The organism is Microcoleus sp. Z1_A1, from assembly GCF_036700305.1.
Classification (GTDB): Bacteria; Cyanobacteriota; Cyanobacteriia; order Cyanobacteriales; family Microcoleaceae; genus Microcoleus.
The window spans coordinates 1-15563 of sequence record NZ_JAUBOR010000005.1 but is presented as its reverse complement, the minus strand read 5'-3'; the positions used below and the strand labels follow the sequence as shown (position 1 = coordinate 15563).

The window sequence follows — 15563 nt, the reverse complement described above, 5'->3', positions numbered from 1 at the left end:
TACCATCGGAATTAATATTACCCACAGCTTTAGACACGGCGCAGTGCCCCGTGTCCCGAAAATTAATCCGGGTAGGGAAACGGGACTGCCGTCTCCTATATATCATGTCTGAGTGCAACCGGAATTGATATGAAGCCAAAACTGATATTAACCCAAAAAAGGTAACATGAAAGAACAGCTAAACTCTGCTTATCGTCACCTAATTGAAATGCTACGTACCTGTCCAGAAGGTGAAGAACGAGATATTTTGGATGACTATTCAGACATCCTTAATGAAGGTTTATTAGAGGTGATAGAGGAGGTAGCAGACGAGTTATTAGTTGAGGAAAATGAAGAGGGATATGAGTGGCTGCGGAGTGCGGTGGCGAAGATAAAAGACTTAATTCAAATTAGGTCGGAATTAGCTAATTCTGAAGAGTTATTAAATTTTTTCCTAGAAGTTTTGGCAGCAATCGAAGCAAGTGAAGGAGATGCAGAAGTTGTGTATCCTATTTTAGAGAAAAATTTAGATAAATTAGATGATAATTTTGATTGGTTTTTGCGAAGTTGGGCAACTGATGTTTTAATGAAATTAGAGTCTGAAGAAGCTTACGATATAGCCACTGTAATTGGCACTTTTAGTAGTCTTATTCAAGAATTTACTCTGGGCGATTGTGTAAACAATATTGAAATTGCGATCGCGGGATATCAACAAGTAGCGACTGCGCTCAATCGGGAAGATTACCAGGAGGATTGGTTGATTACTCAAAACCATTTGGGGTTTGCTTATCAAAATCGCCTTGCTGGGAACCGTAGCAGGAATTTAGAAAGGGCAATTGAGTGTTATGAATTAGCTTTACAATGTTGTAATGATACCGATGAACCGGAATTATGGAGTGTAATTCAACATCGCTTAGGTTTAGTTTATTTTGACAGAGATGAAGGTGATTTAGAAGAAAATGTGGAGAGGGCTATCGCTGCTTTTAAATTAGCATTAAAAGTGTGCAATTGTCAAGAGTCTCCCTTAAAATGGGCGGAAATTCAGCATGATTTAGGTTTGGCTTATCTCCACCGTGTTAAGGGAGATGAATCTGAAAATATAGAACTAGGAATTAAATATTATCATGCTGCTTTGGCTGTTTATCCAAAAGAGGATAATCCTACAGATTGGGCAAGAATTCAAAATAATTTGGGTTTAGCTTATTATCATCGTATTCAAGGGGAAAAATTAGATAACATTGAAAGGGCGATCGCCGCTTTTAAAAATGCCTTACAAGTCCGTACTTATACTGATTTTCCCCTACATTGGGCAGAAACTCAAGAGAGCTTAGGTAATGCTTATATTACAATTGAAGAGAATCGAGACGACAATTTCCAAAAAGCAATTGAGTGTTATCAAGCAGCTTTAACTGTTTATAGTGCTGAAGATTTCCCCGAACAATCGAGTACGATTCAATTTTGTATGGGAGATGCTTACCGTCAAAAAATAGAAAATCGTGCTGATAATCTTGAGAAAGCGATTGAGTGTTATCAAACTGCTCTACAAATTTGTAAGAAAGAAGAGTTTCCTGAATTATGGGCGTTTATTCATAATGATTTAGGGGCGACATATCTCAGCAGATTCAAGGGAAGTCAAGAACAGAATATAGAATTAGGTAGGAGTTTGATAGAGGCTACTTTACAAGTTTATAATCGTGAGGACTATCCCGACAATTGGGCGAACACTCAAAATAATTTAGGATTTTCCTATTATCTTTCTACAACCGGGAAGTATTCCGATAACTTGGAACGGGCAATTGCATATTATGAATTAGGATTACAAGTGTATAATTCTGAGACTTTTACAGAAGTGTGGGGACTGATACAACTTAACTTAGCAGTTGCTTATTTAGAGAGACTAAAAGGAGACCTTTCCGAAAATATTGAAGCTTCAATTGCTGCTTCTCAAAATGCCTTAACTATTTACGATCCAGAGACTTCTTTAGAAAATTGGTTGAAAATTCAGAATAATTTAGGGTATGGCTATCAAAATAGAGTTAAAGGAGAGCAACTTGATAACCTTGAGAAAGCTCTCAGCTATTATAAAATTGCTTTAGATGCTTGCTGTTCTACTCAATTTCCTGAAATTTGGGGTTTGCTCAAAAATAACTTAGGAACTTTTTATTTAAGAAATGCTCAAGGAAATCAAGTTGAAAATGTAGAAGAAGCTATTGTACTTTATCTGACCTGTGTTGAATCTTATCAAAAAGCATTTAATCGTAAACAATGGTCGATGATTCAAAATAATGTAGGGATTGCTTACCTCAATCGCAAATATGGTAGCCGTCTAGAAAATATAGAATTAGCAATCGAAGCTTTTAATAATGCTTTGCAAGTTCGTAATTCTGAAAATTATCCCGAACAGTGGGCGGAAACACAACAGCATTTAGGAGTTGCTCATAGTGAACGAATTTATGGAGATTCCTTACAAAGTTTAGAAAGTGCTATCAAATGTTATGAAAATGCTTTACTAATATATACTCGTTCAGATTTCCCTGAACAGTGGGCAATGCTGCAAAATAATATTGGTAGTGCTTATAGCGAACGTCGGCTAGGAGATGAGGAGAATAACTTAGAAATAGCCATTAATTACTATCAAATGGCTTTGCAAGTAAACACCCGTCAAATTAACCCTGAAAATTGGGCAATGATGCAAAATAATTTAGGAAATGCCTATAGGAGTCGCACTATTGAAAATGAAGTTGAAAATTTAGAAATGGCTATTTTTTACTATAAGTCAGCTTTGGAAGTTTATACTCAAAAAGATTTTCCTGAAGATTGGGCTATGGTGCAATTAAACTTAGGTAATGCTTATAGCGATCGCACTCAAGGAAGTTTTGACGAAAATATAAAACTGGCGAGGGACTATTACCAAGCTGCTTTAGAAGTTTATACTCTCAAAGATTTTCCTGAAAATTGGGCAACTGTACACAATAATTTAGGTTATCTCTACCACAATTTAGAAGAGTTTACCGAAGCAATGCAATACTTTAAGTTAGCATTAAAAGTTAGAACTCCTCAAGCTTTCCCCAAACTTTGTCTGATTTCGGGACAAATTTTAGGCCAAATTGCCTTCAAATTAGGACTATGGAGAGAAGCCATTGAAGGGTATTGTCTTGCTATTGAAGCTTTAGAACAATTGCGAGTTTGGGCTAATACCGATCGACGCCGCCAAGAAATTTTAGGAGAAGATATATATCTTTATGAACATATTGTACAAGCATTAGTTAATACGAAAAATTTTCCACAAGCTTTTGAATATGTAGAACGTTCCCGCTCTCGTCGCTTAGTAGATTTAATTGCCAGTAATGACCTTTACTCTCATGGAGATATACCTTCTGAAGTAGAAGAATATTTAGCAGAATTTGAAGGAATTCAACGACAGATAGATTGCGAACGTTCCGGTTTAAATAAATCAAGTAAAAAGCAGAAGTTAATTGCAGTTAGAGCTAAGGATCTAATTGATATGGATTGTACACGCAATCGAGCAGCTTTAGAAGCCATTAGTGAAAATATCCAAGGTTTAGAAAGTGAAAAACAACAAATTTGGGAACAACTAAGACGTTTAGATCCGGTTTTAGCGGGCGAAATTCAAGTCATTCCCCCTAATTTAACCGCGATTCAAGAACTCATCGATCGCCCTACTACAGCTATACTTAATTTTTACACTACTGATGAAGATACATATATATTTGTTTTGCGACAAGCCGAACTAAATTTGTACAAAACAACCAGAAAACGAGGAAACAACTTACAAAAATGGATTCATGAAGGTTGGCTAAAACCCTACTTGGATTCTGGCGATTCAAGTAAATCAGCCCAAGAGCAATTACAATGTAAAGCTAAGTGGAGAAATCGAATTCCGCAGTTTTTAGCGAAACTTTCCCGCCGTCTGCAAATCGATAACCTGATTCGTCAGTACCTTAATAATATCGAGGAACTGATTATTGTTCCTCACCTTTGCCTACACCAAATTCCTTTTGCTGCTTTACCCTTAGAAAATGGTCAATATTTAGGAGATAAATTTCTAATTCGTTACAGTCCTAGTTGTCAAGTTTTAGAATTTTGCCACAAACGTCCACCTGTCAACGATCGACTAATGTATGGTATTGTGGAAGATGCAACGGAAGATTTACCCTGTGCAAGTTTTGAGGGTGAACAAATTGCCAAACTGTATAATATTCGCCATGAACAACACTTACGAGGACGTAGCCAAGCAACGGTCAGCAACTATCGGCAACTTTCTTTACAAGTCCAGGGAATTATCTCTAGCCATCATGCTCAATCTCGCCTTGATAATCCGTTAGAATCCCGACTGCAATTGGCAGATGGTAGCATTACTTTGGGGCAGTTAATGACACCGGGCTGGCGGCTTCCTCATTTAGTTGATGTGTTTTTATCCTGTTGTGAAACAGGGTTAGGAACTACGGAAATTACTGATGATATTTTGACATTATCGACGGGCTTTTTATGTGCGGGGGCTCGGAGTGTTGTGAGTACGCTGTGGGCTGTAGATGATTTAGCAACAGCCTTATTTTCAATTTTTTATCACAAACTTCGGCAGCAAGGAAGTAGCCGCCCAAAAGCATTGCAGCAAGCACAAATAAATTTGCGATCGCTCTCTGGATCAGAATTTGTCGCTTGCTATTCTCCCCAACTTGCTGATTTATTAGAACGCAAATTTGAAGAGGCGGAGGGCGATCGCCAGTTTGCAGAAAACCAGCGTAATTCCTATCCAGAAGGTTCCCCCGACTATCTGCAATGGCTACAAGAGGAAGAAAAGCGGGCTGAAACAGCAACACGCAATTACAAAACTTTGGAACGACTGGAAATAATTAGTTGCTTAGATTTCCCTTTTGCTGACCCTTTTTATTGGGCTGCTTTCACTTGTTCCGGTTTACGGTAAACTTCAGCCTCAATCTAAATCTGGACTCTTCAGCATTCCCATTAACTTCCGCTTCCGATGGTGTATTTGCATAAGTTGAGAACGATAAGCACACCACTGAAGATTTTGCCCCATTTGTAAATAGGCAGCGCGGGCTTTTTCCAACCACTTAATTGCACGATCGTAGTCCTCTGATTTTCCCCGATCCATAATCGATTCAGCAAGCCGACAAGCATTGGCGATCGTCCAATCGGGGCGGTGGGCGATCGCAGCCCCCATTACTCGGTGAACCAGTGCCGATTCGTAGCCACTCAAACCATCAGCAACAGCGATCGCATCTTCAATAAGCCCCTCATAGAGAAAAATATCAACCTGTGCTTCAGAAACTCCCCAACTTCTATCACTTTTCAGAGTTGCTAACAAATTTGCTTTCACAGTTGACCAACTGTTTCCTGCAAACTCCTTCACTAAAAGATAATCGGCAAAGGATGGTTTGATTTCAAAGACGCGCATTCTAGAATTTAATGCAACTTCGTTTTCTCCCAACTCAACAGCCAACTCACTCGTCCAAATTGCTAGTTTATAAAGGCAATTGCCTGACAAATTCAACCCAGTTTGAGCAATTTTTAGAGCTTCAGCTTGGGCTTGCTGTGCTTGTAAACTTTGAGCGAGAGCAAAAGCATCTTCCGCTGAGTTCATCTGAGTAGCGGCAGCTTTCACTGCTTCCTCTACTCTCCCCAAACGACTTAACATCGTCAAGTATTGTTGAGAGCAGTTTTCTGCTTGCGCTAAGTATAAGTATTCTTGATAGCGTTCCTGGCGATCGAGGATTTGCAAGCGAATTAATGCTAAGCTTTTAGCACATTCTGGTGCCTCATTAGCTCCTATTTCTTGCCCCGTAATATTTCCTTGAAGTACCTCTTGAATTAGGGGGTCATCCCAACCTTGGCGTAAAGCTTTCAAGCTCATGCTGAAATCGCAATCCCATTCATCTTGCCAAGCTTTTAACATCACCTGGAGATCGATCTCTTCTTCAGCAGTTAGTTCAGCCGTTAAAATGGCTTCTGTCCAAGCTTCATCCAAAGCGTTAGCTATATCAGAACTTTCAGCGCCATATTCTTCTACGTCATCCCAATCTTTAACGCAAGCTTCGGTGATGGCTTGTAAAATTACTAAGGCGTTGTTACCATCTCCCTCTGCAATCAATTCCTGTGCTTGCTGAATCACATCTAAAACTTCTTCTGTAATGGGGTCTTCTTCCCCCCATCCCTCGTCGAAATAACGCACAGCATTTCGCAAAATTTGTCGTACTTGTTGTCGAAAAGGAGCAGGATTAATGGAGGTACGACGGGGTGCTTTAGTAGGTGGCTGTGGAGGCGTAGGAATAGCAATTAAGTTAACGTATCGTTCGATCGGATCAATGAGTGAGGGTTGCTTTTCTACTAAATGTTGTATTAATTGCTGGGTTTGTATATCGTTGAGGCGATCGAGTAACTGTTCCAGTGTGGGGCGCTGCTCAATTATTTGTGGTTGTCGCAGACATAATAACATGGTAGCAACAATATGTTTACACCACCCAACGCGATCGTAAGCACAAGTGCAATTTGATGATGCCACATTAGCGTCATCAAAGTTTATCGTAATATGGTAAGGTTGCACAGCAGAACCCTCCACTATTGCTTGCACAATATTGCCACGCAGGACAGCGCTAGTAACATTACCCGCTAAATAGTAAGTTTCACCGCGCTTGAGGGAGGCCGCAGAGGTATTATGCTGGATCGTCGCTTCACTAAGTTTGGGAATTGGCATGAGACTATGCCTCAGCAATTAAAGGATTAGACTTGATTTTACCTCAGAGATGTACTCTGCCTAGGATTTAATTGCCTCTCAATGTAAGATTTACAGAAAATTTAATAATCCGTAAAGCAAGCACTGAGAAGCTTTGCAGCTTGATGAGGGGAAATTTATTCTGAAAATTTTGCATAATTGTCTCCCTACCCCCTGGTTAATAATAGAGCGCAGTTGGCCAACTAGCTTCTCCCTTATCCCTTTCTTTGACGGAGAAACGAGCTGTGATACCTATAGTTTCATCTACCCCCCTGACATTATTAGTAATGGGGGTTCCCAATGCTGCGGGAGAAATTATTGCCAATGTAGAGGCAAGTTTAGTATCAGCCGTTGGTAGTTACCCCTTGATGGAAATTGCCCAAGCTGAGCGCAGAACAAAATGCAGTTCTGGAGAGGACGATCCGATAGTTCCTCCGAACTAAATAACTTTAATTGTTAGCGATCGTTCAGTAGGGTGCGTCAGCTAGTTAAATGGTGAATTAGGAGCGAAAAAATGAGAACTGCTGACGCACGCTACAGTAATTTAATTAATTAGGTTCTCGACCCGAAGCACTGAGCCTCTCGCGGGCAAAGCTCTTCCAAATACTTAATTCTGGAAGTTTCCACGCCATACCTTCTTGTTGTTGGCTTGGGGCAGAGCAATTCAGGCATTTTTGCCAGCAAGAAAGAGCGGCTGTTGTATCCCCTTTTGCTTCGAGAACTTGTGCTAGCAAGCAGTGTGCTACAGTATAGAATTTATCTAATTCAATTGCTTTTTTTAGGTGAGTCTCGGCGTCACTGTAAAGTTGCAGTCCTAGATAAGCCCATCCCAGATTTTTGTGGAGCGTGACTTGCACCATTTTGTCATTAACTTGTGGCAAAATGGAGAGAATTAGTTCTACCGCTACGTCAAAATTTTCGCTGAGAATTTCCAATCGAGCTAAATTATTGACAGCAGCACCGGCAGCGCGACTGTTTTTATATTCTGCTGCTTTTTTGTAGTGCTGGCGAGCGTTGGACAAATCTTCGAGTTTTTCGTAGGTTGACCCTAAATTGTAGTTAGCTGCTGGCAGTTCTGGATTGTAGCGAAGGGTTTGTGTTAAATAACATTTTGCCGTCTGTAACTCACTCTCTAAGTATTTATTGTAACCAATTTGATTCAGGTATTTAGCAATTAATTGATGGGTGATAAATAGCCTAGCCTGCGGGGTGACTGTCAGGCGTTCTTCCCCGGAGTCGGTGAGGGCTTGCAGCAGCGAGCGATCGATGAGAATTTCTACAGCCAGTTTCAATTCTGATAAGTCTTCAGCAAATAGTAGACTGGATTGCAACTCGCTAAGGGTGGCGGGTTTATTGCTTGCCAAGCAAGACAACACTTTTAATTCTAATTCAGAAAAACCCTGAAAGTGATGCTCAAAAAAATCTCGGACAATCCCCTCAATAACCGAGGGAGTTTTTTTGATGAGTTGTGCTAAATTGCCCGCTAACATATCTTGAGCGTGAGTGACGGCTATTTTTAAAAGGAGGGGATTGCCACCATATAGATAAATGAGTTCTGATAGTAAATTACTCTCTGAAGTAGAAACTTGGGGGGCGGATAAAATGATTTGTTTGGCATCCTTTTCTGGTAACTCACTCAGTTCTAAAGCTCGACAATGTAAGGTTTTTTCTGCTAAATTATCGATTTCTATAGGGGGAGTCCAACTGATGAGAAGCAGGCAACTTTGGTGAGGGGTTTGTGCTATTTGTTGGAAGAGTTCCCGGTAACTTTCGTATCCTGGGCGGTATTGTCCTAGTACCTTTCCGCTTTCGAGGATAGTTTCGACTTCATCGAAAACTAATAAACAGCGGGTTAAACGCAAATATTCTATTAATTGGGAGATAAGTGAGTTGCTGGGTTTGGGAAGGTCGATTTGTGAATGATGAGATAGGAATTGCAATAGCTCTGGCAAGAGTTTTTCAAGGGGGGCAGAGGTGGCGAGATTTCGCCATATTATGGTTTGAAATTCCCCTTGAATTTGTTGTAGAGTTTGGGTAGCTAATGCTGTTTTGCCAATCCCTCCCATGCCACAAATTGTGACTACTCGACAACGGTTTGTTACTATCCATTTTTGGAGAGTTTCTATTTCGGAATTGCGTCCGTAAAAAGGTTCTTTAGCTGGGACTTCTCCCCAATCAATACGCGGTGAGAATTGAGGGATAGTTGTGTCTTGAAAGCGGGTATTCTCTACGGTTGGAGCAACTTCGCGGTCGCTTGTGGCATCGTGACGGTTAGTGGAAACTTGTTTCTGGTATTCAGTTACGAGAATTTGCTGGAGTTTGGCTAATTTTCCAGGCCCAGCACCTTGAACTTCAAATTTTTTATACACTTCTCCCAGGCGTTTTTGTAAGGCATCTTTGCGAACGCGAAGCTGGTCGGAAATATCAGACATGGATTCGCCTTTGATTGCTCTTGATAAGACTTCAAATTCGTTTTCAGAAATGCCAACTTTAGTGGCTAAAGTTATTAAAAAATCTTCGGGAAGTTTCATACTACGTTGAATACAGGTATTACAAAGCGGGCGGTTCTACTCAAAGATAGCTGGGAAAGGACGGGGCGATCGCGCGAAATCAGCGAACACAGGAATTTTGGCAGTAGAAACAGAGGTTTCTGGGCTGTAACTTGATTATATGGGCTTTTTTCTCACTTATCACGCGATAAACGAGATAGACAACAGAAGAACTGAGGGGTGGGGCAAGCTAAGACTTCTGGGCTGTAACTTGATTATATGGGCTTTTTTCTCATTTAGAAGTAGGTAAAGGAGATAGACAACAGAATAATTGAGGGGCGATCGGCTGAAATTTGGAGCCATTTTTAGGTCGGGATACTTTATTTGTAAAGGTTTAGAGCTTGTTTAAGTTGTCGTTAGAGGGGCTAGAGCCTTGTGAAATCGACTTTTGAGTAGTTTTTCTCATTTAATGAGATTTTAGTGAGCATTAGCTTGACAAGCTAGAACTATGTTTGATACATTAATCTCAGTTAGGCGCGGTGGATGTTTCAGAAAGTCGGTACAGCCGGAGAGCTTTCTGAGTTCAGCGAACCTGAATACAGTTTCCCCCTCAGCTTTGCATAATTTTTGGGTTTGACCCTGGTTAATCAGTGGAGGTCGAAACCAGATTTACCTGTGAAAACTGCTGGACTAAAACAACTTACGAGCATCGTTGCTGATTGGAGAGTAAAAGGCCATGTTTAGGTGCGTCAAGTTGATAACCGCTTTACCGACGATCGCGCTTCTGTCTGTTTTCAATCTGTTTCCGAGGGCGATCGCCCAAGAATATCCGGGGTGTTTTCAGTTGAATTCTGAAAGAAAACAGTATGAATCTCTCGATCGGCTTTGTCGATTTCCCAAACCACCTGAAAACCCGCGGAAGCCAGACCCTTTTAGGGTTCAGCTTGTGAATGGACTGGAGTTAACTGGATTAGCGATGGAAAATACAGGAACTCAGCGATTTCTTGTAGGGCGGTTGACCAACAAGCAAAGTAAGACGGCTAAAGTTCAGTCTATCAGCGTCCAATTTATCGATAAACGAGACGGAGCTGTAGTCGAATTTTTGACTGTTGGGCTTGGCGGTGTATTAACCCCCAATCAGGGTTATGAATTCAGGAGAATTATGGATAATGCTCTTCAACTAGGCGATCGTAGTAACAATGATTTGTCTATCAAGTTTTTGGAGTGGAAGGAGGTAAGAGACTAGAGACCAAACTTAAACACCTACCAAATACTTCAATAAATTAGTAAAAATTCATGAAATGAGTAAATAAATTTTTGGGCTTGTTTCATTGAAGGCTTTTGTTAAAGGGAAGTTAAGGCAAAAAAACAAAAATCTCTGATTTTTAATTCCTCTATATACAGACTAGGAGCGACATTATGGACGAGTTTGTTAGGAAAGCTGCTGGACTAGGATTGCCTGTAATTTTACTTATAATTGTGATGGCAACTACAGGTTTTGCAGGAGCGGCCGCGATTACGACGGCTTTGGCAATGTTAGGTGGGCCAGCAGGAATGTTCGGTGGCATTGCTTTGCTGGGCATCATCGGTTTAGCGACAGAAATGTTATCTAAGTACGGTCTTGAAGCGCTGTTAATTGGAATTTACAGGCAGCGCATTCAAAATGGAGAATCTCCTGCTGCAATTTGCAAAGAAATCCGCCAATTACCCATATCTGGAGATTTGAGGCGGAGACTTGGAGAAGAGTTTGGGTCTTAGTAAATATAAGATGAGCAATTTTATTTGTAAATTGCCCAAGATAGATCGCTGCTAATTGCTTAGAGAATCAAATAGGAGGAACAGATGGAGAGCGAATTGATTGGAGAGGTTAGATTACGCAACTGCCACCTCGTCTACCGTGAAGGCTCAAACTATCGAGTAGATGTGATTAAGGCTCAAAGACCTACAATCGTATTTACAAAAAACATTACTTGTGAAGTAGTGGAGTATTTGTACAATCAACTCAAGGGACATCAAGTTAATAAAGATGAAGCAGCAGATGTCTTAAAACCTGTTGCCAGAAAGTTAGATTTACCTTACAGCTATGGGCATCAGCTTTCCTATTATACGCAGGAGGTTTTAGTGGTACTTGTGGCGATAGGTAGAGCAAGTTTGAGTCAACAAATAGGTCGAGGTTGTTGTTATACAATTTTTCGGACGTGCTAAATCCTAAAAGGAGGCGATCTAATAGCTTTTCCGAACCGCCAATAGACAATAAATATGAAATCTAATCAACTCATCCAAATCAGCGGTACACCTGGTCAAATTGTGGGGATTGTCCCAGTTCAAAGTAATGGCACAATTACGGTTAAATTGGCCGGCGAAATGTTACAAATCAGCTCGGAATCTTTTTTTGGATTAGAAACAAAAGAGGTGTTTATTCCGATTGAGGATGTTAGAGCGATTGAAACAGGAGAGGGTTGTACTTGGTGGCTGTTTTGGGTAGGAATTCCGACTCTCAGTATTTTTATCGGTGTTGTCTTTATTATTCTTGCCTTCATTGTCAAACAGCGCTATCTCACTATTTACAGTAGTCGGGTTAATGTGATAGTATTTCACAGGAAGGGAGAAAAAGTGGCTCAGTTTAGAACTGGTGTTTTAGAGGCTCGCTATTCTAAGTCTCTGGCGATCGCTAAACCGCCAATGCCACCACCGCCATCGCGTCCTTTGAATATTTGATTCAAGAGAGTAGATATCATATCAAATCCGCGCTTGATCGTCGGGCGTAAAATCGAGTCAACATTCAACACTCAAGCATCATTGAGTTTTGCGATCCAGAGTTAACAGTTAACAGTCAACAGTCAACTATTATGAGGAGTGCAACCGGAATTGATCTCATAATCCAAATCTCCTGAGTTTATGGTGCTCAGCAAAATAAAAATGCTCGTGGTGCGGGCCCCATATCCCGGATGAGGAAGACGCTTATATAGCAATCCTTGCAGGAGTCATAAATTTTTTAACCCCACCCCAACCCTCCCCTTGGTAAGGGGAGAGAGTAAGAAATTCACACAGGATTTAGGATTGCTATACTATCATTTCTACCACAAATCCAGGAGAGCCAATCTTTTATAAGAAACCGGATTTTTTAGGGTAAGTCTTATTTAAATTAACAAAACTACGGCTGCTGTTGCTAGCAGTAGCAGAATTCCGGCTGCACCGGCTAGGGGTTTTGCTGCTATTCCTGTAATCCATTCTGGTACGGTAGAAGTAGGTTTAATTGCGCCTTCTGTATCTACGGTAGTTATACCCCAAATCCAAGCTGCGTGAATGCCGATCGCCAATCCTAAACTGCCATTGTCGGCGATGCGGGCTAATGTTAAAACCATCCCCATCAGCCACAATCCGGGCAGTTGCGGTAGAGTTTCTTTGGCGGCCCAAATTAGATGGGCGATCGCGAAAATGAAACTGGCGATCGCTGCTGCGATTAGCATTGAGTAATCTTGCTGGAGGATTGTTTGCAAGCAGCCGCGAAAGATTAACTCTTCTGTGGCGCTAATCCACAGTGCTAATAACAGAGTCAGCAGACTAGCAGGGGTAAAAATTAAAGTCCACAAATTAATTTTTTCGCCTGTTTCGGTGGAAGTTTCGCTTTTTTTTAGCTCGATCCAGCCTGCGGTTAATTGCAGGCCGAATAAAATTACTAAGCTGATTATTCCTAATCCTAATCCCCGCATTAATGACATCAAAGTTGCGGGTTGCCAATCCCAACCCCAGTTAACAAAAGATGTATTTTCGATCCAACTTGTCGCCCATAAAATGAAGGGGACAATCACGTAGAGGGAAGCTAGTAAAGGTAGTTTTTTGTTTCCCAAGGGTTGGGGCGGATGCCATTTAAGGGCGATCGCCAGCACAATCGCTGCGGGAAGCCACACAACCATCCAAGTCGAGAAAAAGAAGATTATTTTGACAATTGCTGGTATTGACGGCGACATCAATTGCAGGTTGTTTATACTATTCCACATTTAATAGGTTGCAACTATAATACTGTTGGCTGTTGACTGTTAACTGTTAACTAATGACTAATGACTAATGACTAATGACTACTGCCAACTGCCAACTGACTACTGCCAACTGCCAATTGACTACCGATCGAGCTTGCGCTGAATTTGCCTCAAAGATTGGTACATTTCCGGCAAGCGGTTGTAGACGGCTGCGGCTTTCAGAAATAGTTTGTGGGGAATTGCTGGAACACCCGTCACGATCGCACCTGCGGGCACGTCGCTGTGAATTCCGGCTTTAGCAGTGGCGATCGCCCCATCTCCGATTTTGGCTTGATTAGCAATTCCTACTTGACCTGCCAAAATTACATTGTTGCCAATTTTTACTCCGCCAGCCATGCCAACGTGAGCGGCAAACGCGCAATTTTTCCCGACTTGACAGCCATGACCTACCTGTACTAAATTGTCGATTTTTGTATTTTGGCCGATGCGGGTTTCTCCGACAGCGGGCCTATCGATCGTGCTGTTGCAGCCAACCTCAACGCCCTCTTCTAATACAGTGCAGCCAGACTGCTCCATTTTCACCCATCCTGTGGCTGTCGGCACGAACCCAAAACCTTCGGAACCGATCGCCGCACCGCTGTGAATCACGCAATTTGCCCCGATGCGAGTACGTTCGTGAATGACACAATTAGCGTGTAAAACAGTGCCTGCGCCTATTTCCGCATCTGGGTAAATTACAACATTTGGATGAATGCAAACGTTGCTGCCAATTTTGACTTTTGCTTGAATAACGACGTGGGGGCCGATATAGACATTTTCACCAATTTCTGCTGAGGGGTGAACGACGGCTGAGGGATGAATTTCGGATGCTGGGCGAAACGGTTGATAGAAAATGGCGATCGTTTCAGCAAATAACAATCGCGGATCTGCCGCGGCAATCCAAGCAATGTTGCGATCGTCACATTGAGCTTGGAGGCTTTCATCTAAGGGTAAAATTAAAGCCGAAGCATTTGTAGTGGCTGTATGAACGGCAAATTTAGCACCTTCTATATAACTGATTGTACCCGATGGAGCTTCATCAACTGGGGCAGGGCCAGTAATTTCCGGATCGGTAGCAACCGACGCTGTGAGGGTGCGACTGGTGGCTAAATTAAGTCTTCGTACTATGTAGCTAAACTTCATCTATAAAAATTTGTTGTTAGCACAGATGGATCATAGTTAAAATTACCAGCTTTGGAGCACGATCTGAGCAGTTGCCATTTAAAAAACAAAAACCCCGGTTTCTTGAAGAAGTCGGGGTTGTAGCGATCGATTATTTTTGGAAAAATTATTTTACAGAAACTGCATCTACGTCAACGGTGCTGCCTTTGGCTTCAGAATAAGGGGCACCGGTGGCTTCGGATGCTGAAGCTGTCTCTGTTTGGCGGGATTTAAAGTAGTCGATCGCCATTTGCGACACTTCGGAAATCAGCAAGACTGCAATTGCCACGTCGTCAATTTGTCCGATGACGGGGAGAAAGTCTGGGGCTATGTCGATCGGGCTTACCAGATATGCCAGGGTTCCCAGAATAATCCACCAGCGGTACTTGGGGTTGCGGAGGGTGTCGCGATACCAGTTGTAAACAGATTGTATAGAAAAGCTCATGGGGTTGTCCTCTACTTATATTTTCAATCTTGACAAATTCTCGCTCGAAATGCTTGTGGAGATATCCCCCCTAGGGTTGGCAAGAGACTTCTACCTGGGAGTATAGGGAATTGGGGCGGGAGAAGGTGTCAATCGATTTTAGATTTTAGATTTTAGATTTTAGATTTTAGAATTGAAGCATTGACTTGCGCGAGATAAATTCGGGGGCTCCTTTATCGGATACAGGTTTTTTATTTCTGGACGGATGAATGCGGGGGCTTGTATCCTGGATGCTTTCGGTCAAGCTGTGTGGGAAGGGCGGGGACTCGTGACAACGCCCCTACAGAAACCTGACTGATAAAAGCCGATGGAATTTATCTGTGTTTATCTGCTGTTTAAAAGCATCTTCATCTATTATATCATGTCCGATGTGCGATTCGTTTAGCCTAAATGGATAGGTTCTCCTATCCAGGGACGGTTAGCCTGACTCCGCTGCGAGTTAGTGATAACTGATTACACTTCTGGGTGAGACGTTAAGTCAAGTCCCAGTCCGCAGGTGCAGCGGTAAAAGCATATCCCCTATTTTGTTAGGTAGCAACTAACAGGATAAAGCGGGGATAAAAGGCAGAAAGACTCTTAGCCAAATGGAGTAGCTGTCGAGCAAGAACATATGCGTAGCGAAAGCAAAAATGTGTCTGAACCACCGTTATGATAGATGGTCAAATGGCTGATAGACCAAG

Annotated in this window: 11 protein-coding genes; 6 read left to right on the top strand and 5 right to left on the bottom strand. The window is 41.8% G+C overall.

The window, feature by feature from the left end:
• Positions 1-166: 166 nt before the first annotated feature.
• Positions 167-4924 (top strand): CHAT domain-containing protein, encoded by a 4758-nt coding sequence (locus tag QT973_RS04500; RefSeq protein WP_333390728.1) that lies wholly within the window; start codon positions 167-169, stop codon positions 4922-4924.
• A 9-nt stretch (positions 4925-4933) separates the two neighbouring features.
• On the opposite strand, the gene QT973_RS04495 is transcribed toward QT973_RS04500, so the two are convergent.
• Positions 4934-6712, bottom strand: coding sequence for an SWIM zinc finger domain-containing protein (locus QT973_RS04495; RefSeq protein ID WP_333390725.1), 1779 nt, complete (start codon positions 6710-6712; stop codon positions 4934-4936).
• A 263-nt stretch (positions 6713-6975) separates the two neighbouring features.
• Between QT973_RS04495 and QT973_RS04490 the strand changes: the two genes are divergently transcribed.
• The gene (locus tag QT973_RS04490) at positions 6976-7173 is read left to right on the top strand and encodes a hypothetical protein (RefSeq protein ID WP_333259614.1); all 198 of its coding nucleotides are present in this window, start codon (positions 6976-6978) and stop codon (positions 7171-7173) included.
• A gap of 105 nt (positions 7174-7278) precedes the next feature.
• On the opposite strand, the gene QT973_RS04485 is transcribed toward QT973_RS04490, so the two are convergent.
• On the bottom strand, positions 7279-9261 hold the full coding sequence (locus tag QT973_RS04485; protein WP_333390722.1) for an NB-ARC domain-containing protein: 1983 nt from the start codon (positions 9259-9261) through the stop codon (positions 7279-7281).
• Between the two features lie 694 nt (positions 9262-9955).
• On the opposite strand from QT973_RS04485, the gene QT973_RS04480 reads away from it, so the two are divergent.
• From QT973_RS04480 to QT973_RS04465, 4 genes are all read left to right on the top strand, one after another.
• On the top strand, positions 9956-10465 hold the full coding sequence (locus tag QT973_RS04480; RefSeq protein ID WP_333052369.1) for a hypothetical protein: 510 nt from the start codon (positions 9956-9958) through the stop codon (positions 10463-10465).
• Between the two features lie 173 nt (positions 10466-10638).
• Positions 10639-10977, top strand: a complete 339-nt coding sequence (locus tag QT973_RS04475; RefSeq protein WP_333233226.1) for a hypothetical protein — start codon at positions 10639-10641, stop codon at positions 10975-10977.
• Positions 10978-11061: 84 nt separating this feature from the next.
• Positions 11062-11424, top strand: coding sequence for a hypothetical protein (locus QT973_RS04470; protein ID WP_333052366.1), 363 nt, complete (start codon positions 11062-11064; stop codon positions 11422-11424).
• A gap of 54 nt (positions 11425-11478) precedes the next feature.
• Positions 11479-11937: a hypothetical protein gene (locus QT973_RS04465; RefSeq protein ID WP_333052364.1), complete on the top strand. Its 459-nt coding sequence runs from the start codon at positions 11479-11481 to the stop codon at positions 11935-11937.
• 422 nt (positions 11938-12359) lie between these two features.
• On the opposite strand, the gene QT973_RS04460 is transcribed toward QT973_RS04465, so the two are convergent.
• The 3 genes from QT973_RS04460 to QT973_RS04450 all read right to left on the bottom strand — a co-directional run bounded on the left by QT973_RS04460 (position 12360) and on the right by QT973_RS04450 (position 14844).
• Positions 12360-13220, bottom strand: coding sequence for a CPBP family glutamic-type intramembrane protease (locus QT973_RS04460; protein WP_333052361.1), 861 nt, complete (start codon positions 13218-13220; stop codon positions 12360-12362).
• 120 nt (positions 13221-13340) lie between these two features.
• A complete protein-coding gene (lpxD, locus tag QT973_RS04455) occupies positions 13341-14381 on the bottom strand; it encodes a UDP-3-O-(3-hydroxymyristoyl)glucosamine N-acyltransferase (RefSeq protein ID WP_333052358.1) in 1041 nt (346 codons plus the stop codon).
• Positions 14382-14526: 145 nt separating this feature from the next.
• A complete protein-coding gene (locus tag QT973_RS04450) occupies positions 14527-14844 on the bottom strand; it encodes a YkvA family protein (protein ID WP_333052356.1) in 318 nt (105 codons plus the stop codon).
• Positions 14845-15563: the final 719 nt, after the last annotated feature.

Bases quoted from the DNA above. Each gene is read 5' to 3' on its own strand.
- QT973_RS04500 (WP_333390728.1), top strand. From the start codon at position 167: ATGAAAGAACAGCTAAACTCTGCTTATCGTCACCTAATTGAAATGCTA.
- lpxD (WP_333052358.1), bottom strand. From the start codon at position 14,381: ATGAAGTTTAGCTACATAGTACGAAGACTTAATTTAGCCACCAGTCGC.
- QT973_RS04480 (WP_333052369.1), top strand. From the start codon at position 9,956: ATGTTTAGGTGCGTCAAGTTGATAACCGCTTTACCGACGATCGCGCTT.
- QT973_RS04450 (WP_333052356.1), bottom strand. From the start codon at position 14,844: ATGAGCTTTTCTATACAATCTGTTTACAACTGGTATCGCGACACCCTC.
- QT973_RS04485 (WP_333390722.1), bottom strand. From the start codon at position 9,261: ATGAAACTTCCCGAAGATTTTTTAATAACTTTAGCCACTAAAGTTGGC.
- QT973_RS04465 (WP_333052364.1), top strand. From the start codon at position 11,479: ATGAAATCTAATCAACTCATCCAAATCAGCGGTACACCTGGTCAAATT.
- QT973_RS04470 (WP_333052366.1), top strand. From the start codon at position 11,062: ATGGAGAGCGAATTGATTGGAGAGGTTAGATTACGCAACTGCCACCTC.
- QT973_RS04460 (WP_333052361.1), bottom strand. From the start codon at position 13,220: ATGTGGAATAGTATAAACAACCTGCAATTGATGTCGCCGTCAATACCA.
- QT973_RS04495 (WP_333390725.1), bottom strand. From the start codon at position 6,712: ATGCCAATTCCCAAACTTAGTGAAGCGACGATCCAGCATAATACCTCT.
- QT973_RS04475 (WP_333233226.1), top strand. From the start codon at position 10,639: ATGGACGAGTTTGTTAGGAAAGCTGCTGGACTAGGATTGCCTGTAATT.